Annotated in this window: 15 protein-coding genes; 3 read left to right on the plus strand and 12 right to left on the minus strand. The window is 49.9% G+C overall.

The genetic code is table 11. The features are described from left to right. Positions 1-40 precede the first annotated feature (40 nt). From ACMP1L_RS13015 to nrdD, 5 genes are all read right to left on the minus strand, one after another. The gene (locus tag ACMP1L_RS13015) at positions 41-1,531 is read right to left on the minus strand and encodes a tripartite tricarboxylate transporter permease (RefSeq protein ID WP_118733052.1); all 1,491 of its coding nucleotides are present in this window, start codon (positions 1,529-1,531) and stop codon (positions 41-43) included. A 28-nt stretch (positions 1,532-1,559) separates the two neighbouring features. After that, positions 1,560-1,994: a tripartite tricarboxylate transporter TctB family protein gene (locus tag ACMP1L_RS13020; RefSeq protein ID WP_118531399.1), complete on the minus strand. Its 435-nt coding sequence runs from the start codon at positions 1,992-1,994 to the stop codon at positions 1,560-1,562. Between the two features lie 16 nt (positions 1,995-2,010). Then, positions 2,011-3,081: a tripartite tricarboxylate transporter substrate binding protein gene (locus tag ACMP1L_RS13025; protein WP_418453277.1), complete on the minus strand. Its 1,071-nt coding sequence runs from the start codon at positions 3,079-3,081 to the stop codon at positions 2,011-2,013. Between the two features lie 227 nt (positions 3,082-3,308). Beyond that, positions 3,309-4,223, minus strand: coding sequence for a LysR family transcriptional regulator (locus ACMP1L_RS13030; RefSeq protein ID WP_418453278.1), 915 nt, complete (start codon positions 4,221-4,223; stop codon positions 3,309-3,311). Positions 4,224-4,389: 166 nt separating this feature from the next. Continuing rightward, the gene (nrdD, locus tag ACMP1L_RS13035; protein ID WP_177304435.1) at positions 4,390-6,579 is read right to left on the minus strand and encodes an anaerobic ribonucleoside-triphosphate reductase; all 2,190 of its coding nucleotides are present in this window, start codon (positions 6,577-6,579) and stop codon (positions 4,390-4,392) included. Between the two features lie 326 nt (positions 6,580-6,905). Between nrdD and ACMP1L_RS13040 the strand changes: the two genes are divergently transcribed. Then, the gene (locus ACMP1L_RS13040; protein ID WP_418453279.1) at positions 6,906-8,315 is read left to right on the plus strand and encodes a D-alanyl-D-alanine carboxypeptidase family protein; all 1,410 of its coding nucleotides are present in this window, start codon (positions 6,906-6,908) and stop codon (positions 8,313-8,315) included. Positions 8,316-8,444: 129 nt separating this feature from the next. On the opposite strand, the gene ACMP1L_RS13045 is transcribed toward ACMP1L_RS13040, so the two are convergent. From ACMP1L_RS13045 to rpsL, 5 genes are all read right to left on the minus strand, one after another. Then, positions 8,445-9,962 (minus strand): S8 family peptidase, encoded by a 1,518-nt coding sequence (locus ACMP1L_RS13045; protein WP_418453280.1) that lies wholly within the window; start codon positions 9,960-9,962, stop codon positions 8,445-8,447. 235 nt (positions 9,963-10,197) lie between these two features. Further along, complete coding sequence (gene tuf / locus ACMP1L_RS13050) at positions 10,198-11,391, minus strand: elongation factor Tu (RefSeq protein ID WP_118733057.1); 1,194 nt, start codon at positions 11,389-11,391, stop codon at positions 10,198-10,200. Positions 11,392-11,574: 183 nt separating this feature from the next. Then, complete coding sequence (gene fusA, locus ACMP1L_RS13055; RefSeq protein WP_418453281.1) at positions 11,575-13,695, minus strand: elongation factor G; 2,121 nt, start codon at positions 13,693-13,695, stop codon at positions 11,575-11,577. A gap of 15 nt (positions 13,696-13,710) precedes the next feature. Then, the gene (rpsG, locus tag ACMP1L_RS13060) at positions 13,711-14,181 is read right to left on the minus strand and encodes a 30S ribosomal protein S7 (protein WP_118531413.1); all 471 of its coding nucleotides are present in this window, start codon (positions 14,179-14,181) and stop codon (positions 13,711-13,713) included. 167 nt (positions 14,182-14,348) lie between these two features. Continuing rightward, positions 14,349-14,774: a 30S ribosomal protein S12 gene (gene rpsL / locus ACMP1L_RS13065; RefSeq protein ID WP_118733059.1), complete on the minus strand. Its 426-nt coding sequence runs from the start codon at positions 14,772-14,774 to the stop codon at positions 14,349-14,351. 245 nt (positions 14,775-15,019) lie between these two features. Here rpsL and ACMP1L_RS13070 point away from each other — a divergent pair, with 245 nt between their 5' ends. Further along, positions 15,020-15,379 carry a TIGR04086 family membrane protein gene (locus tag ACMP1L_RS13070; protein ID WP_118733060.1) on the plus strand — a complete coding sequence of 120 codons (360 nt, stop codon included), beginning with the start codon at positions 15,020-15,022 and terminating at the stop codon, positions 15,377-15,379. 159 nt (positions 15,380-15,538) lie between these two features. Here the strand turns inward: ACMP1L_RS13070 and ACMP1L_RS13075 are convergent, their stop codons facing one another. Further along, a complete protein-coding gene (locus ACMP1L_RS13075) occupies positions 15,539-16,852 on the minus strand; it encodes an HlyC/CorC family transporter (protein WP_177304437.1) in 1,314 nt (437 codons plus the stop codon). Between the two features lie 36 nt (positions 16,853-16,888). Next, entirely contained in the window at positions 16,889-17,398 is a 510-nt protein-coding gene (locus tag ACMP1L_RS13080) for a signal peptidase II (RefSeq protein WP_418453282.1), read from the minus strand. A 169-nt stretch (positions 17,399-17,567) separates the two neighbouring features. On the opposite strand from ACMP1L_RS13080, the gene ACMP1L_RS13085 reads away from it, so the two are divergent. Next, a complete protein-coding gene (locus tag ACMP1L_RS13085) occupies positions 17,568-19,352 on the plus strand; it encodes a S8 family peptidase (protein WP_418453283.1) in 1,785 nt (594 codons plus the stop codon). Positions 19,353-19,497 lie beyond the last annotated feature (145 nt).

Genomic DNA, 19,497 nt, shown 5'->3' on the forward strand with positions numbered 1-19,497 from the left:
GACAATCCTCCTGTACATTCGTTATTTCATACTGCGCCTTTTACGCTTTCTTTGTTCTTTTCTTAATCAGAGCTGCAATAAACGGGAAGAAGAAGCTTAACAGGGCAATGATTACGATGGTCAGGGTAAGCGGCTGGGTATAAAGGAAATTCCAAGAACCCTTGCTTGCGATCAGCGCCTGTCTTAAGTTGTTCTCCGTCATGGATCCCAGCACCATAGCCACAATCATCGGTGCGGTCGGAATCTTGAATTTGTAGCAGAAGTAGCCAATCAGGCCAAATACGATCAGCACGAGCACATCAAACGGGTTGGTGGCCAGTGCGAATACACCCGTTACACAAAATGCCAAGATAATTCCTGCCAGCAGTTCCTCCGGAACGGAAAGAATGGTCTTCATATAGCGAAGGGTAAAGATTCCGAGAGGCGCCATGATAATGTTCGCAATGATGATGGAAATGAACAGGCCATAAATGATATCCGGATGCTCGGTAAAGAATACCGGGCCGGTTCTCATGCCGTGAATCATGATTGCGCCAAGGAACAATGCGGATGTGGAGTTTCCAGGAACGCCCAGTGCCAAAAGTGGCACCAGGGAACCGCCGGTTACTGCATTGTTGGCTGCCTCAGGAGCCGCAACACCGTTTACGTTTCCGTTTCCGAAGGAATCCGGATCACCGGACAGCTTTTTCTCAATATCGTAGGCCATGAAAGTCGCTACATTGGTTCCTGCACCCGGGATGATGCCGACGATGGTTCCGATTACGGAAGCTCTCAGCCATACCGGGAACTGACGCATACATTCTTTCCAGCCAATCCAGACATTATCGACTGTCGGCATAGTACTTGTTGTTTTCACATTTTTGCAGGCTTCCGCAGTCTTCATAACGGATACGATACCAAACAGACCGATCAGGGAAGCTACCAGGCTGATGCCACTTAACAGGTTTACATTGCCAAAGGTCAGACGCGGAGTACCATTCTGCGGATCCATACCGATGACTGCGATCAGAAGACCGATCATGCCGGAAAGAAGTCCTTTCGGAATGTTGTCACCGCTGATGCTGGTAATGCAGGCAATACCTAACAGAGAAATTGCAAAGTACTCACCAGGACCAAACTTTAACGCGAAATCTGCAAGTACCGGGGTTAAAAACATCAGCACCAGGGCACTGAACAGTCCGCCAAAGACACTGGCCATGGTGGAAGTTCCAAGGGCCAGGCCTGCCTTCCCCTGTTTCGCCAGTGGATAACCATCCAGTGTTGTCGCGAAACTGGAGATGGTTCCCGGAATACCAAGTAAAATTGCGGAAATCGAACCGCCATAAATGGAAGAACAGTAGATTGCTGCCAGAAACGCAAGCCCCACACTCGGCTGCATGCCAAAGGTCATCGGTACCATCAGCGCAATCGCCATATTACCGGTCAGACCCGGAAGAGCTCCGATTACCAGTCCGACTACACAGCCCAGAACCAGGAACAGCAGCACCATCGGTGAAGCTACCGTCTGAAATCCCAAGAAAATACTGGACATTTTCTCTCCACTCCTTTCTCACATGATTTTAGAAAAACAGACCCATGAATCTTACATGGAATAACTGTGTAAATGCCAGATACAAACCAATGCTGATCAACAGATCGGTTGGGATCAGAACCTTCCAGTTCCGGTATCCCAGTGTTACCGATGTGGCTAACATCATCAGAAACGTTGGGATTACATAGCCCACATACTGGAACAGGAAATAGTATGCAAACAGATACACTACAATCAAAGCCACGGTTTTATAGGAAATATTTTTCTTTTCCTTCTGAGCCGGTTCTTCCTGCTTTGCAGCCTTGAAAGAACCCGCCAGAATCAGAATTCCTAAAATTACAATAGCCGCGCTGACCAGCTTCGGGTATGATCCTGCAGCACCAGGAAGGCCCTGAAAATATACAAATACTGCAATACCTAAGACGATCGCGCCAATTCCAAGTCCACAGTCTTTCTTACCCACAGTGTACTCCCCCTTCTTATTCCTTCAAAAGATCCTGAATGGATTCCATATTCTTGTAGTCTTCATCCAGCATAGCCTTAAAGTCTGATGAATTTGCATAGGTAATCGGAAGTCCGCTGTTTGCAAACTGGTCTTTTACTTCGTCAGAGTTCATAACAGATTCCATGGTATCGGACAGGTACTGAACGATCTCATCCGGAGTGCCGGCTGGAACACCAATACCTCTGTAGGAACCATACGTGAAATCAATACCACTTTCCTTTAAGGTAGGAACATCCGGAAGGTTTTCACTTCTCTCATCGGAACAGATAGCCAGAACCTTGATCTTGCCCTGATCGATCAGAGAAGCTGCACCTGCGTAAGTAGTAAAGCCAACCTCAGCATGTCCGCCTGCCAGCTGTACAGTCTGCTCAGATGATCCGTTGGTATGCATATACTCAAACTGAACATCGGTCTTCTGGGAGAATAACAGGCTTGCAATGTGATGGGAGGTAGAGAAACCAGGTGTGGTATTCAGTAACTCTCTCTTCTTTCCTTCTTCTACGAACTGATCGATAGTCTCAATTCCGGAATCTGCGGATACTACGATAATCTCCGGGTCGAAGCAGTACTCTGCAACCGGGATAATGGAATCCATATCATAAGTAGTAGTTCCGCTCAGAACGTTGGTAACGAAGGATGAGGTCATAGCCAGAAGCGTGTAGCCGTCCGGTTTGGAGTTTGCTACATAAGTCTGTCCAATAACGGCACCGCCACCCTCTTTGTTCAGAACGCTGACCGGCTGTCCCAGTTCTTTCTCCATCTCCTGAGCCAGGATACGGCAGGAAAGGTCTACGTTGCCGCCTGCGGTAAACGGTACAACCAGGTCAATGGATTTGGTCGGGTAATTTGTGGGAGCTGCTGCTTTTCCGCTGTCGGCCGTTTTACTGTCATCGGCTGCCTTGGTATCTGCGGCTGCTTCTGTAGCAGCTGCGCTGCTGTCTGACTTCGGTGCCTCTGTCGCAGTGTTTCCCCCACCAGAACATCCGGATAATGCAAGAACTGCTGCTGCCATCATAGCCATTACCTTCAGATTTCTTTTTTTCATAGCGATCCCTCTCTTTTCTTAATGTTATTTTTTGCCGCTCAGGCTTTTGTTTGTTTTGTTTATTTTTTTCATTATTTTTATCTTTTTTTGTCTCTTTTAACTATCACCATTTTAACACACCGCGCTTTTATTGGGAAATATCCATAAACAATATGCCTATAACATAAACTTATCGCAATAAAAAAAGAAATCTGAAAGGTTATCGCATTTTCCTTTCAGATTTCCTGTTATCCAGTAATCCTATTCTGTTTTTTGGCCATCTTCACAAACTCCTGTGCAGCCGCCGATAAGTTCTTCTCCAAATATCCGACCGCCAGTGTCCGGATTGCATCTGGGCTGTTGATGGAGTAATATACGATTTCTTCATGGTTCGCTGTTTTTTCTACCGAGGAAGGTACAAACCCGATTCCCATGCCATTTCCCACCATCGCATTCAGGCTTTCGCAGGAATTGGATAAAAATGCCGCCTTCGGAACAAATCCGGCACTTCTGCACAATTTCTGAGAACTTTCATACATACGCCGTCCACGTTTATATAGAATAAATGGCTCCTCTTGCAGCTTCCGCAGATCTTCCGTCTCCAGTTCCCGTGATTCAGATCCCCCCAACTTCTGACATACATCCGAATGCTTCGGAACCGCCAGATAAATCTGCTCCCGGTAAAGCGGTTCATACCGAATCGTACCGCTGTGGAACGGCAGCATAACCAGTGCAAGATCCACTTCCCCGTTCATCAGCAGTTCCTCCGAGTAATTGGAAAACGCATCTACCACCTGCACCATGATTCCCGGATATTTTTTTCGGAATTCCGCCAGAAACGGAAGCAGAAAATTCTTCTGGTAAAATGGCGCAATGGCAATTGACAATTTTCCCTGGGTCAGCTCTTTAAATTCCCGCATCCGGCTAATCAGATGTTGACTGCGATTCAGGATTTCCCGCCCCTCTTCGCAGAAAATAGCACCCTCCTCTGTGAGGATTACTTTGTTGCTCTTCCTTATAAAAAGCTTCACCCCAAGCTCATCCTCCAGACGCTGAATCATCTGGCTCAACGCAGGCTGGCTTACGTGCACCACAAGCGCTGCCTTAGAAAAGCTGCCAGCTTCCGCAGCCGCAATTACATACTGGATATCACGTAGCTGCATTGTATCCCCTCCCCAATTATGTCGATTCTCTCTCGCATGACGTCTATTTTACCACAAAATCAACAAAATATGACCGTTATCTTTCGCAAAAAATGTGAAGAGGCGAACAGAAAAACAACTGCTATGTTTTTCTGTCCGCCTGGCATACAATATATTATTTCCGTTTTTACAGATGCAGCACGCGGTCGCGAATTTCCTGCGTCCGTCCCTGGTTCCAGAACTGGGTTCCGATATAGCCGCAGGTACGGCGTGCAACAGACATCTTGTCCTGGTCACGGTTGCCGCAGTTCGGGCACTCCCAGATCAGCTTACCTGCCTCATCCTCGACGATTTTGATCTCACCGTCGTAGCCGCAGCACTCGCAGTAATCGCTCTTGGTATTCAGCTCTGCATACATGATGTTCTCATAGATGAACTTCATGACAGACAGGACTGCCGGGATATTCTGCTGCATGTTCGGTACTTCCACATAGCTGATCGCACCGCCCGGAGACAGCTTCTGGAAATCGGACTCAAATTTCAGCTTGCTGAAGGCATCGATTTCCTCACTGACATGAACATGATAGCTGTTGGTGATGTAGTTCTTATCGGTTACGCCCGGAATAATACCGAAACGTTTCTGTAAGCATTTCGCGAACTTATAGGTGGTGGACTCCATCGGGGTTCCGTATACGGAGTAGCTGATGTTCTCGGCCTCTTTCCACTCCCTGCACTTGTCGTTCATCTTCTGCATAACAGCCAGGGCAAACGGCTTTGCAGACGGATCTGTATGGGACTTGCCGGTCATGCGTACGCACATCTCATGCAGACCGCAGTAGCCCAGAGAGATGGTGGAATAGCCGTTAAACAAAAGCTTGTCGATGGTCTCACCCTTTTTCAGTCTTGCCAGGGCACCGTTCTGCCACAGGATCGGGGCTACATCGGAGATGGTTCCAAGCAGACGCTCATGACGGCAGCGCAGCGCGCGGTGGCAGAGCTCCAGGCGCTCCTCAAAAATCTCCCAGAAGCGGTCCATATCACCTTCCGAAGAGCAGGCTACATCCACCAGGTTGATGGTGACAACACCCTGATTGAAACGTCCGTAGAACTTGTGGCTTCCGTCTGCGTTTCTCTGGGAATCCTCCACAGTCAGGAAAGAACGGCAGCCCATACAGGTATATACGTTTCCGCCCTTTAATTCCTTCATGATCTTTGCGGAAATATAATCCGGAACCATACGCTTTGCAGTACACTTTGCAGCCAGCTCCGTCAGATACCAGTATTTGGAATCCTCTGTAATATTATCTTCATCCAGAACGTAGATCAGCTTCGGGAAGGCCGGAGTGATCCAGACACCCTTTTCATTTTTTACACCCTGCATTCTCTGGATCAGAACCTCTTCGATGATCATAGCCAGATCATCACGGGTGCGTCCCTCCGGGACCTCGTCCAGATACATGAACATGGTCACAAACGGTGCCTGTCCGTTACAGGTCATCAGAGTGATCAGCTGATACTGGATCGTCTGGATACCGCTCTTGACCTCCTCACGCAGTCTGCGTTCTACTACACGGTTGATGATGGTCTCATCCAGAGCCTCTCCGCACTCCTTGCGCTCCTCGATCACGTTCTTACGCAGCTTCTGGCGGCTGATATCCACAAACGGTGCCAGATGAGCCAGGGAGAAGGACTGTCCGCCGTACTGGTTGCTGGCCACCTGCGCCACGATCTGGGTGGTAACATTGCAGGCAGTAAAGAAGCTGTGCGGCTTCTCGATCATGGTCTCACTGATAACTGTACCGTTCTGGAGCATATCTTCCAGATTGATCAGGTCGCAGTTATGCTCCTTCTGCGCAAAATAATCGGTATCGTGGAAATGGATGATACCGGCCTCATGCGCGCGCACAATCTCTTCCGGAAGCAGGACACGGCGGCTTAAGTCCTTGCTGACCTCGCCGGCCATGTAATCACGCTGGGTAGAGTTGATGACCGGATTCTTATTGGAGTTTTCCTGCTTTACTTCCTCATTCAGATGCTCGATCAGAGCAAGAATGCCATTGTCCGTGGTATTGGACTTTCTGGTCAGCTCTCTCTTATAACGGTAACGCACATATTTCTGTGCCACCTCATAACCGCGCATCTCCATGATGCCGGTCTCTACCATATCCTGAATATCTTCTACATTTACCGCATGCGTAGCCTCTTCCACCTGCTTAGCGATCATATCTGCCACTGCATTGATCTGATATTCATTCAGCTGATGAAGATGATCCACACTGGCATTTGCCTTTGTGATCGCATTCACGATTTTAGAGACATCAAAAGAAACTTCCTTGCCGTTTCTCTTGATGACATTTGTCTTAACATCCGTAGTCATGCCTAAACCCCTCTCAAATATACTATATCTTGTATTTTTATCATTTATAAACAACTATATATCGTAGCAGAGACTATGATACTACAAATACAGGGAAAATGGAAGTGGCAATTTCACGAATATTTCATGGAATATTTGGTTGAATATTTATTTTACATAAGGTATGATTAGACAGGTCCGGTTTGCCAAAATACGGATATTTCCGCAGAGTTCCTTGCTTTTCACTCGAACCGGCAAACGGAAAAAGAACACGGGAGGTTTGCACATTGCTAAATAAATGGAAACAAACGATATCAAAATTTGTATGTTTTGTCCTAACATGCCAGTTGTTCATTCTGACAGTCTGGGCAAAACCGGACTGGCCCTCCGATACCGGCATCATGGCTGAGGCAGGCATTGTCATGGATATGGATTCCGGTGCCATTCTGTATGGTCAGAATATCCACCTGACCTACCCGCCGGCCAGTATCACCAAAATCCTCACAGCACTCATCGTCCTGGAAAATTGCAATCTGGATGATACTGTAACATTTTCTACAACGGCTGTCAACCAGGTTGAGGCCGACAGCGGAAATAAAATCAGCGTTGTGGCAGGTGACCAGCTGTCCGTAGAAGACTGTCTCTACTCCATGCTGCTAGTATCCTGCAACCAGGCCGCCAATGCTCTGGCCGAGCATACGGCAGGCAGTATTTCTGCCTTTGTGGACATGATGAATGAAAAACTGGCGGAGCTTGGATGTCAGGAAAGTCACTTCGAAAACCCATCCGGCTTAAACGGCGATAATCAGTATGTTTCCGCTTACGATATGGCCCTGATCGCCCAGGCTGCCTACGACAATGAAACCCTGGTAGAGATCAGCTCTGCCACCACCCATAGGATCGCGCCGACCACCCAGAACCCGGATGGCTTCACCATCCGCGGAGAGCACCGGCTCTGCGTGACCGAAGATTCCACCAGCCCGTATTACTATCCGGAGGCAATCGCCGGAAAAACCGGGTATCTGATCAAGGCCGGAAACACGCTGGTCACCTACGCCGTCAAGGATAACCGCCGTCTGGTATCCGTTATCCTGAAGGGTCAGCCAAGACAGTATTTTGTAGACGGAAAGGCACTTCTGGAATTCGGCTTCCGGTCTTTCCAGAACTATACCATTGCAGATTACGAGAGCCGGTATGTCACCGGTGACGAGACCATCAGCCTTGATAAGGGTTCCTTCCGGGCATCAGACCTGATGATCGACCCGGACAGCGTTGTTACGCTGCCAAATGGCGCCTCCTTTGAGGATGCTGACATTTCCCTCGGTGCCCTGCCGGAAATCAGCCCCGAAAACGCGGTAGCCCTCCTCACATATAGCTACAACGACCGGGTAGTGGGAACTGCCTATCTGCTGGCGAAAGATGGTGTCACCATCGACAGCGATGATTCTGCTGCAGATGCCCCGTCTTCCACGGATGTTTCGACTCCGTCTGAACCGTCAGACGGTGCTGACACAGACACCCCCCGTCCTGCCCGCAGCCATTTTTCCCTGGCAGGGGTTCTGGTCACAATCCTCATAGTTCTGCTCGTTCTTGCAGTGATCAGTCTGATCAGCTGGCTTATCTATTCGAAAAAGAAAGAAGCCAGGGCACTTGCCGAGCGCCGCGAACGCCGCAGACAGAGACTCCAGCGCTCTGGTGACGAAGAAGAGTTTGAGCGTCTTCTATCCGAATACAAAAACAAAACCAGAAAGAAATAACCCGGATCTGGCAGGTTTTACCACAGATCGCAATCAAATAAGCCCATGAAAACTGTTTCGTTGTTTTCATGGGCTTTTCTGATACTTTTTTAATGCTCTTCTGACATAAGCGCTTACTTTCTGACACGCTTACCACCCCAGGCTGACCGGTTCTCCGCCTCCCGCTGTAATTGTTTTGGAGGCAGCAGATGCTGTGCCCTGTCCGGCCTCCGGATCCTGTTCTGCATTCTGGTCATCTGCCGCAGTCTGCTCTGCATCCTGCCTGTCTTCCACATTCTGACCACCTGCCGTAGTCTGCTCTGTATCCTGCCTGTCTTCCTCATTCTGTCCATCTGCTGCAGTCTGCTCTGTCTGCGCGCTGTCCGCTGTCTCTGTCGTTCTTCCATAGTTCAGCGCTGCGTACAGGTCCAGCATGCCGTTGCTGCTGAGCTTTCCATTCAGGGTCGGAAGCTTTCTTGCTGTTTCCAGAAGAACCTTCCGGATGTCTGAAAGCTGCAGATCCGTGCGATAGGAATACAGCATTGCCGCCGCACCGGTCACCATGGGGGCCGACATGGAGGTGCCGGTCATGAAGCCGTATCCGTTATCTGCGATGGTGCTGACGATATAAGTACCCGGTGCTGCGATATCCACACTCTTTGCCCCGTAATTGGAGCTCTCTGCAAGATTTCCGTCAAACATCAGGTTTGCTGCCGAAATCACATTATCCAGATCAAAGGATGAGGGATAATCCGGTTTCTGATCCGTATCCTCCCCGATTCCTTTTGCATTTCCGTTTCCGGCCGATACCACAAACAGCATTTTGGAATCCCGCATCACCTTCTCCAGCTCCGGATAATACTCCGTGGTGCCAAAGCTGAGATTGCAGATGGTGGCTCCATTGGCTTCCGCATAGCGGATGGCCTCGATGATAGCCTTTTCCTCTCCCACGCCGTACCGGGTTCCAAGCGCCTTGAGCACCATGATCTTAACATAGTTGTTGTCCGTGATACCTGCAATGCCGCCATTTCCGCGGGCCGCAGCAATGGTGCCCGCCGCATGGGTGCCATGGTCATCCTCTCTGCCCTTGCAGAGTTCATTGTTTCCATCAAAAAAGTTCCAGCCGTGAACATCATCTATATAACCGTTTCCGTCATTGTCAATGCCATCTCCCGGAATCTCGTCTTCGTTGGTCCAGATCGCATTTTTCAGATCCGGATGACTGATATCAATTCCGGTATCAATCACTGCAACAACCACATGACGGTGTTCCTCCGTGCTGGAGTCATAAAGATTCCACGCCGGCAGAATGTTAATATCTACACCTCTTCGCGCCCGTATCTCCTTAATGCGGTACGCATCCGGTCCGGCTACCGGAGCAGGCATGCCAAAATAATTTGCCAGATCAATGTAGTTTGCCAGCTTCGGATTACTGTCGCGGAAGCGGTTTGTGATCTCACTGTACTGCAGCTCCGCATCATTTTTCAGTCCCCACTGGTATCTGGAATAGCTGTCTGAAGCAGAAAGGTTTATCACCCCCGGCCCATATACATCCGCATGGAAGGTATAACGGGCACCAGGCATTGCCGATGCGGCAATGTGAAGACCTGCTCCGCAGAACAACGCCATCAGAGCAGTAACCGCCTGCTGTTTCCATTTCATTTTCATAATCACTTCCTCCGTTCACCGCAACCGTGCGAGCACGCTTTCGGTTCTCTTGCACTCGCTACATTATAGCATATCTGCCAGCACTTTAGTTTGAACTTTGTGTGAAATTCCAAAAATCCACACAACAGAAAAACCCGTGGAGAAAATCTCCACGGGTCATCTTACGTTTGGACACAGTAGGCGCACCAGGCGCATCTACATTATATAAAAATTTCGATTAATTTCTGATCAGTGATTACTCAACGATAGAAACAACACGGCCTGAACCTACGGTTCTACCACCCTCACGGATAGCGAAACGAAGACCCTGCTCCATAGCTACCGGATGGATCAGCTCAACGGTCATCTCTACGTTATCACCAGGCATGCACATCTCGGTTCCTTCCGGGAGCTCGCAAACGCCGGTTACGTCAGTTGTTCTGAAGTAGAACTGCGGACGATAGTTGTTGAAGAACGGGGTATGACGACCACCCTCGTCTTTGGTCAGAACGTATACCTGTGCGGTAAACTTGTTGTGGCACTTTACGGATGCCGGCTTACACAGAACCTGTCCACGCTCGATCTCAGTTCTCTGGATACCACGAAGCAGAGCACCGATGTTATCACCAGCCTGAGCCTCATCCAGTAACTTACGGAACATCTCGATACCGGTAACAACGGTCTTCTTGGTCTCCTCGTGGATACCAACGATCTCAACCTCATCGTTCAGATGAAGAACACCACGCTCTACACGGCCGGTAGCAACGGTACCACGACCGGTAATGGTGAATACATCCTCTACAGGCATCAGGAACGGCTTATCAGTCTCACGCTGCGGATCCGGGATCCAGCTGTCAACTGCGTCCATCAGCTCCATGATCTTGTCGCCCCACTCACCGTGCGGATCCTCAAGAGCCTTCAGAGCGGAACCCTGAATGATCGGGGTGTCATCGCCCGGGAACTCGTACTCGTTCAGCAGCTCACGGATCTCCATGTCTACTAACTCAAGCAGCTCCGGATCGTCAACCATATCACATTTGTTCATGAATACAACGATGTACGGTACGCCTACCTGACGGGAAAGCAGGATGTGCTCTCTGGTCTGAGCCATAACACCATCGGTTGCTGCTACTACAAGGATAGCGCCATCCATCTGAGCTGCACCGGTGATCATGTTCTTAACGTAGTCAGCATGTCCTGGGCAGTCAACGTGTGCATAGTGTCTGTGCTCAGTCTCATACTCAACGTGTGCGGTAGAAATGGTGATACCACGCTCTCTCTCCTCCGGAGCCTTATCGATGTTCTCGAAATCGGTAGCGGTGTTACCAGCAACTCTCTCAGCCAGAACTTTGGTGATTGCTGCGGTCAGAGTGGTTTTACCATGGTCAACGTGGCCGATGGTACCAATGTTACAATGCGGTTTGGTTCTTTCAAACTTTGCTTTTGCCATTTTATAACGTCCTCCTTGATTTGCCCGCCTAGTACGGGCGATTGATTATATGGTTAGGCTGTTCTTTATTATATGCTATTTACGCAATATTTTCAAGCCTTTTCTCTACTCCGGCCAGCCGCCCCGCGGCATGTTTTCTGATAAAAACAACCGCGGAGCTTCTGCTTCGGAAATTAGATTACTTTATTTCTTATGCTCGTTGATAACCTTCTCCTGTACGGACTTCGGAACCGGCTCGTACTTCTCGAAGAACATGGAGTAGTTACCACGTCCCTGAGTCTTGGAACGAAGGTCGGTAGAGTAACCGAACATCTCGGAAAGCGGAACGTATGCTCTTACGATCTTACCGCCGCCTAAGTCATCCATACCCTCGATACGGCCACGACGGGAGTTGATATCACCGATAACATCACCCATGTACTCCTCTGGCATGGTAACCTCAACCTTCATGATCGGCTCAAGCAGGATAGCGCCTGCCTTCTGCATAGCCTCCTTGAACGCCATGGAACCGGCGATCTTGAATGCCATCTCGTTAGAGTCGACCTCATGGTAAGAACCATCGTATACAGTAGCTTTTACACCGAGTACCGGGAATCCGGCAAGGATACCGGACTTAGCAGCCTCTTCGATACCAGCGCCAACTGCCGGGATGTACTCTTTCGGGATAGCACCGCCGACAACGGTAGACTCGAACTTGAAGGTTTCTTCTGCGTTCGCATCCATCGGCTCGAAGTGAACTTTACAGTGACCGTACTGACCACGACCACCAGACTGCTTCGCATATTTGCTGTCTACGTCTACGGCTTTGGTGAAGGTCTCTTTGTAAGCAACCTGCGGAGCACCAACGTTTGCTTCTACGTTGAACTCTCTCAGAAGACGGTCTACGATGATCTCCAGATGTAACTCACCCATACCGGAGATGATGGTCTGGCCAGTCTCCTGGTTGGTGGATGCACGGAAGGTCGGATCCTCCTCTGCAAGTTTTGCAAGTGCCTCACTCATCTTGCCCTGACCAGCTTTGGTCTTCGGCTCGATAGCGATATCGATAACCGGCTCCGGGAACTCCATGGACTCCAAGATAACCGGATGATTCTCATCACAGATGGTATCACCGGTACCGGTAATCTTAAAGCCTACTGCTGCAGCGATATCGCCGGAGTAAACTTTGTCAATTTCCTGTCTCTTGTTAGCGTGCATCTGAAGGATACGGCCAACACGCTCTTTCTTGCCCTTGGTAGCATTCAGAACGTAAGAACCGGAATTCATGGTACCGGAGTACACACGGAAGAATGCCAGTTTACCTACGAACGGGTCAGTCATGATCTTGAATGCCAGAGCTGCGAAAGGCTCTTCGTCGGAAGAATGACGGAATACTTCATTGCCGTCCATATCGGTACCCTTGATAGACGGGATATCGGTCGGAGCCGGCATGAACTCGATAACTGCGTTCAGAAGTCTCTGAACACCCTTGTTTCTGTATGCACTACCGCAGCATACCGGAACAGCGGTACACTCACAGGTAGCTTTTCTTAATACTTTCTTCAGTTCCTCGATAGATGGCTCTTCGCCTTCCAGATACTGCATCATCAGATCGTCATCCAGCTCGCAGATCTTCTCTACCAGCTCGGTGTGATATAACTCTGCATCATCCTTCATATCATCCGGGATTTCGCAAACAGTAACGTCGTCGCCCTTATCATCGTTGTAGATGTAAGCCTGCATCTCGAACAGATCGATGAGGCCCTTGAACTCGTCCTCTTTACCGATCGGGAGCTGTAAGCAGATAGCGTTCTTACCAAGCCTGGTACGGATCTGCTCTACTGCGCCGTAGAAGTTAGCACCCAGGATATCCATCTTGTTGATGAATGCCATACGCGGTACGTTGTAGGTATCAGCCTGACGCCATACGTTCTCGGACTGCGGCTCTACACCACCCTTTGCACAGAACACGCCGACAGCGCCGTCCAGTACACGAAGGGAACGCTCTACCTCAACAGTGAAGTCTACGTGACCTGGGGTATCGATGATGTTGATACGATACTCCGGCTGTCCTTTGATCGGACGGTTGTCCTGGCCATGAATGGTCCAGTGACAGGTAGTAGCTGCTGAAGTAATGGTAATACCACGCTCCTGCTCCTGCTCCATCCAGTCCATGGTAGCAGTACCTTCGTGAGTATCACCGATTTTGTAGTTTACACCAGTGTAATACAGGATACGCTCAGTCAAAGTGGTCTTACCAGCATCGATGTGAGCCATGATACCAATATTTCTGGTTCTCTCCAACGGATATTCTCTTCCAGCCAAAGCTTTTTCCTCCTATTAGAATCTGAAGTGGGAGAAGGCCTTGTTAGCCTCTGCCATCTTATGCATGTCTTCTTTACGTTTTACAGATGCACCAGTGTTGTTTGCTGCGTCCATAATCTCGTTTGCCAGTCTCTCTTCCTGGGTCTTCTCGCCTCTCTTACGAGAGAACATGGTGATCCAGCGAAGTGCAAGAGTCTGACGTCTCTCCGGCTTAACCTCGATCGGCACCTGATAGGTAGCACCACCGATACGTTTTGCCTTAACCTCCAGAACAGGCATGATGTTGTTCATAGCCTCTTCGAAGACTTCCAGAGCCGGCTTGCCGCTCTTCTCTTCTACACGATTAAATGCACCGTATACGATTTTCTGTGCAACACCCTTCTTACCATCAAGCATGATATTGTTGATCAGCTTGGTTACAACCTTGTTGTTGTATAAAGGATCTGCTAATACATCTCTTTTCTGAATATGTCCTTTACGTGGCACGTTACTTCCCTCCTTAATTATAGAAATTAATTCATAGGTACTCACATGTTTCCATAAAAATGTGTTCGCGCACGGTTCTATCTATTCCTGCAACCACAGGCAATATCATCCCGGCACTAACTACTTTTACTTACGTTAGTGGTACTACTAGTGTAAGCTGTTACTTATTATTTCTTCTTAGCGTCTTTCGGTCTCTTAGCGCCGTACTTGGAACGAGCCTGCTTTCTGTTGGCTACGCCTGCGGTATCAAGAGTACCTCTGATGATGTGGTATCTGGTACCCGGAAGGTCCTTAACACGACCACCACGAATTAATACTACGCTGTGCTCCTGTAAATTGTGTCCCTCGCCCGGGATGTAGCTGGTTACCTCGATACCGTTAGAAAGACGTACTCTGGCGATTTTACGAAGTGCAGAGTTCGGCTTCTTCGGGGTTGCAGTCTTAACTGCGGTGCAGACACCTCTCTTCTGCGGAGAAGAAGTGCTGGTTGCACGCTTCTGTAAGGAGTTGTATCCTCTCTGCAGAGCCGGTGCGGTAGACTTCTTTTCTGCGGTCTGTCTTCCCTTTCTCACTAACTGGTTGAATGTTGGCATTCCTTTCACCTCCTGTGATATTGTCTGTTGGTTGCTGTAATTCTTTTCAGCTTTTTGCGCATCAAAAAATCCTGCGATTTTCGCACGCCATATCATTATATCCGTTTGATGATGGCATGTCAAGGATATTTTTGTAATTTTCCGCCTGATTTTCTTAGTATTTAAGCCATTTTATATCGCGTATATCTGAGGACAGCCCGGAATAAAATGAAGCAATCAGAGTATTCCCGAAAAGGAGGAGTTTTATGCTTCCATCCCGCCCGAAAGCCGTTTTAATTTCCCTGCTTGCCTCTTATCTCTTATCTGCCCTGCTTTTATTCATCCTGACCCTCGTCCTGTACCGGCTCAAGCTAAAGGAATCCCAGATCACTCCAGCCGTCTACGCCCTCTATGTCATCTCCTGCCTCGCAGGCGGCCTGCTCTGCGGCAAGGCGCTGCGTACACGGAGATTTTTCTGGGGGCTGCTCACTGGAATGCTTTATTTTCTAGCCCTCCTTGCCGCGTCTGTCCTGCTGCGCCACGGTCAGATGCCGGAACTTACCAGAATGCTCCCGGTTCTGGCCTGCTGCGCGGCCGGCGGCATGATAGGCGGAATTTTAAGCTGACACGAAAAAGAATATGCCTTTGCGCCGAGTGCGCATCCCTGCGGAGCGCTTTTTTGTTTCATAGGACGCAATTTCCTATGAAACAAAAAAAGGATGCCGCAAATCCGGATCCGTTACGTGTCGGAACCAGTTTGCTGCATCCTCTTCTTTTTCGCTGTTTTATTCGTGTTCCTCTGTTTTTTCCGGTTCTCCATCTTCTGTCTCTTCCGGATGGTGGATCTGCAGACGGATCTTTCCGATCCGGTTTTTGTCCATCTCCTCTACTTTTAGATGAAGATTCCCGTAATCGACTTCCTCGCCCTCTTCCGGCAGATGATCTAACAGGCCGATCACCAGACCGCCGATGGAATCATAATCCTCAGACTCCAGCTCCAGCCCCAGACGGTCATTTAAGTCATCCAGCTTGGCAGAACCGTTGACCAGATATTCATCTGGACTGACCTCCCTGACCTCGTCTTCCTCATCCTGATCGTACTCGTCACGGATTTCTCCCACGATCTCCTCCAGCATATCCTCCAGGGTAATGAGACCTGCCGTAGCACCGTACTCATCCAGTACGATCACGATATTGTTGAAGGTTTTTCGCATCTCCAGCATCAGTTCGGCCGTCTTCTTGTATTCGTAGGTATAGAGCGGCTGGCGCAGATAATCACGGATGGAAAAATTCTTTTCCTTTTCATGATCAAACAGAATAAAATCCTTCATATTCACAATGCCGATGACATTGTCCGTATTTTCCTCGTAAACCGGGATACGGGTAAAGCGTTCATTCTGGAACAGCTCCATGAGCTCGTCAAAGGTTGCGTTCACATCTACCATGACCATATCGATACGCGGCACCATAACATCCTTGGCCACAGCATCCCCGAAATCGAATACGTTGTTGATCATCTTCTTTTCTTCGCTCTCAATAACGCCTTCCTCATGGCTTACTTCCACGATCGTCCGAAGCTCATCCTCTGTCATGGGATCCTGCTTTTTGTTGGGGTCTACACGCAAAAGAAAGAGGACTGCCATGGACAGCTTATTGACAATGAAGATCACCGGAGTCAGAACCACCATCAGCACATGGATGGCACCTGCATAGGCAAAAGAGATTTTCTCCGCATACAGCGTGGACATGGTCTTTGGCGTGATCTCACCGAATACCAGGATCAGCAGTGTCAGCACACCGGTGGCCACGCCAACCGCCGCATTGCCGAACACGCGCATGGTCAGGGTTGTCATCAGGGAAGAGGCTGACAGATTCACAATGTTGTTGCCGATCAGAATGGTGCTGAGCATCTTGGCCGGATCTTCGATGACTGCCGCCACCATGGCTGCACGCTTGTCACCACCCTCTGCCAGAGTACGCACCCGCATCTTGTTTACCGTAGTCAGGGCAGTCTCCGCCGAGGAGAAAAACGCTGACAGCATCAGCAGGATCAAAACCGCCGCCAGTTGTATGCCCGTACTGTCTCCAGAATCTAACATAGAAATATTTCGCTCCTTTTTTATTTTCATTCGATTTTACATGGTTTCACGACTGCTGTCAACAGGAGTTTTTTCCGGCAGCATCCCCCGGATTTCCTTTACGATCTCCGCTCCGAACAGAATGCCGGAGCCAAGAAATACAAAGATATCCCCAAGATTGAAGACAACCTTCTTCAGTTTTCCACACTGAATGCTGAAATAGTCCACCACATAGTGACGGATCATGCGGTCATAAAGATTGCTGACAGCGCCGCCAAGAATGACAGCAATGCCGAATTTCTGTACGATTTTTCCTTTCTGCGGAAGGATCGCAGCCAGAAAACCGGCCAGTCCTGAGATCACCGCCAACGGCAGCATCCGCACAAGCTCTGCGTGCTGCTCCAGAAAGCCGAAGGGAAAACCGGCGTTGTGATTCCGGTACAGCAGGATTTTTCCTTTTGTATGCGGCAGCGGCTTCGGGAACTCTTCCGGTTTTTCCTGTTCGATCAGCCATTTGATCCCCAGATCCAGTGATGAAAGTGCTGCAATGATTCCTGTATAGAGCATAGACAGATTCCTCCTTATTTTCAAAAATTCCTGCGATTTTGAAAGCGGCAGGCTGCCGCGCAGTTACTCTTATTGTACTATTGAAACGCAATGCCGTCAAATCGCAATCTATCCGTAACAGTTCTGATCTTTCGTCATATACTATCAGGAAAAACCTCTGGGAGTTTCCATGATTTCCTGCAATATTTCACCCGCCTCAGAAGATGTTGCCGATTTCATCGTCCGCTATTCTCCGCGGGCTGTAGAATCGCTCTATGAGCTGGCCCGGACCCGGTGTGTGAATCTGGTAAGCCAGGAATACGCCATTGTCCATGTGCCGCTTTCCGGTGTCCTCCCTTTAAGCTTCGCGCATCACACCTACTCAGCGATTCCCAAGCTTTACGGTCTTCAGGATACTACGGCACCGGAAGCCTCCGGAATCCTCCCGGTCTTTTCCCAGCCAAATCTCATGAGCACCGGCCAGGGCGTCCTGATCGGGCTGATCGATACCGGGATCGATTATACAAATCCACTGTTTCAAAATCCGGACGGCACCAGTCGGATCTTACGCATCTGGGATCAGACCCTGGAAAGCGAAAATCCGCCTGAGCCGGTGGCAGGATTTCAGCCATTCTACGGCACCGTCTACCGCCGGGAAGAGATAAACCGTGCCCTGGCCTCGGAAAATCCTTTTGAGCTGGTGCCATCCACTGATACCAACGGACACGGTACCTTTCTGGCCGGAGTTGCCGCAGGCCGCCAGATACAGAACCCGTCCGCATTTTCCGGTGCCGCGCCGGATGCCATGCTGGCGGTGGTCCGGTTAAAGCCTGCCAAGCAGTATCTGCGGGAATTCTTTGCAGTGGCGGCTGACGCTGACGCTTACCAGGAAAATGATATCATGACCGCAGCCGCATTTTTGCTGGGTGTAGCCGGACAGTACCGGATGCCTCTGGTACTCTGCCTCGGTGTAGGCACCAGCCAGGGAAGCCACAGCGGAATCTCTCCCCTTGCCATGCAGCTGCAGGCCTTAAGCGGAACCCGGGGCTTCGCCTGCGTCACCGGGGCCGGCAATGAATCCGGATTCCGGCGTCACTATCTGGGGAAGCTTTCCCCGGATCAGAACTATGATGATGTAGAGCTTCGCGTGGCTGATTCCACCTCCGGCTTTTCCATGGAGCTGTGGGCCGATGCCTCGGAGCTTTACACATTAGGCTTCATCTCGCCCTCCGGGGAAGTCATCGAACGGGTTCCCATGTCTGTGGGTGAGGAAAATACATTCTCTTTTAAGCTTGATGCTTCCAGCATTTTTATCAGCTATCAGATCACCGAATCCTCCTCCGGGCGCTTTTTAGCCTTCCTGCGCTTTACCGCTCCGGCTCCCGGTATCTGGCATATCCGGGTCTATCCCACATTGCTTATCTCCGGGCAATTTCATATCTGGCTCCCCATGCAGGGATTTCTCGCGGAGGACACCGGCTTTCTCCGTCCGGACCCGGACATCACCATCACCGATCCGGGAAATGCGCCGCTGCTTCTGACCGTCAGCACATACAATCATGTCACCGGCATCCTCTACATCCACAGCAGCCGCGGCTTCACCGCCACCGGACAGATCAAGCCGGACCTTGCTGCCCCCGGCGTCAACGTGCAGGGACCGGGGATTTTGCCCGGCACTTCCCGCCTGCCCCGGCAGACAGACAGCGCCGTCCGTGAAGATGTCCCGCCGTCCAGCTCCATTTCTCTCACCCGGAAAACAGGCTCCTCCATAGCCGCCGCCATCACCGCCGGAGCTGTGGCCTGCCTCTTCTCCTGGGGGTTCACCCAGGGAAATGACACAACCCTCACCAGCATTTCCGTAAAATCCATTCTCATCCGCGGGGCAGAACGCAAGGAAGCGTTCCGCTATCCCAATTCCCAGTGGGGGTACGGAACATTGAATCTGTACCGGGCATTTCTGCTGATGCGGGAATAACAATATAAAAATATTGAGACGGAACCACTAAAAGGTCCGAAGTTCCGGAAACCGCGTACAGAAACGCAGAAACGGTGGAATTTTGCGCTTTGTTCACTGCGCCGCTTATTGTCAGACCTGCGACCCAAACTCGCACGCCCTGCGT

The sequence above is a fragment of the Ventrimonas sp. genome, from assembly GCF_048380235.1.
In the GTDB taxonomy this organism is placed as follows: Bacteria; Bacillota; Clostridia; order Lachnospirales; family Lachnospiraceae; genus Brotaphodocola.

Excerpts from the sequence above, each read along its gene's own strand:
- nrdD (WP_177304435.1), bottom strand. The coding sequence starts at position 6,579 with ATGACTACGGATGTTAAGACAAATGTCATCAAGAGAAACGGCAAGGAA.
- tuf (WP_118733057.1), bottom strand. The coding sequence starts at position 11,391 with ATGGCAAAAGCAAAGTTTGAAAGAACCAAACCGCATTGTAACATTGGT.
- ACMP1L_RS13030 (WP_418453278.1), bottom strand. The coding sequence starts at position 4,223 with ATGCAGCTACGTGATATCCAGTATGTAATTGCGGCTGCGGAAGCTGGC.
- ACMP1L_RS13045 (WP_418453280.1), bottom strand. The coding sequence starts at position 9,962 with ATGAAAATGAAATGGAAACAGCAGGCGGTTACTGCTCTGATGGCGTTG.
- ACMP1L_RS13075 (WP_177304437.1), bottom strand. The coding sequence starts at position 16,852 with ATGTTAGATTCTGGAGACAGTACGGGCATACAACTGGCGGCGGTTTTG.
- ACMP1L_RS13070 (WP_118733060.1), top strand. The coding sequence starts at position 15,020 with ATGCTTCCATCCCGCCCGAAAGCCGTTTTAATTTCCCTGCTTGCCTCT.
- ACMP1L_RS13025 (WP_418453277.1), bottom strand. The coding sequence starts at position 3,081 with ATGAAAAAAAGAAATCTGAAGGTAATGGCTATGATGGCAGCAGCAGTT.
- ACMP1L_RS13085 (WP_418453283.1), top strand. The coding sequence starts at position 17,568 with ATGATTTCCTGCAATATTTCACCCGCCTCAGAAGATGTTGCCGATTTC.
- ACMP1L_RS13080 (WP_418453282.1), bottom strand. The coding sequence starts at position 17,398 with ATGCTCTATACAGGAATCATTGCAGCACTTTCATCACTGGATCTGGGG.
- ACMP1L_RS13015 (WP_118733052.1), bottom strand. The coding sequence starts at position 1,531 with ATGTCCAGTATTTTCTTGGGATTTCAGACGGTAGCTTCACCGATGGTG.
- rpsL (WP_118733059.1), bottom strand. The coding sequence starts at position 14,774 with ATGCCAACATTCAACCAGTTAGTGAGAAAGGGAAGACAGACCGCAGAA.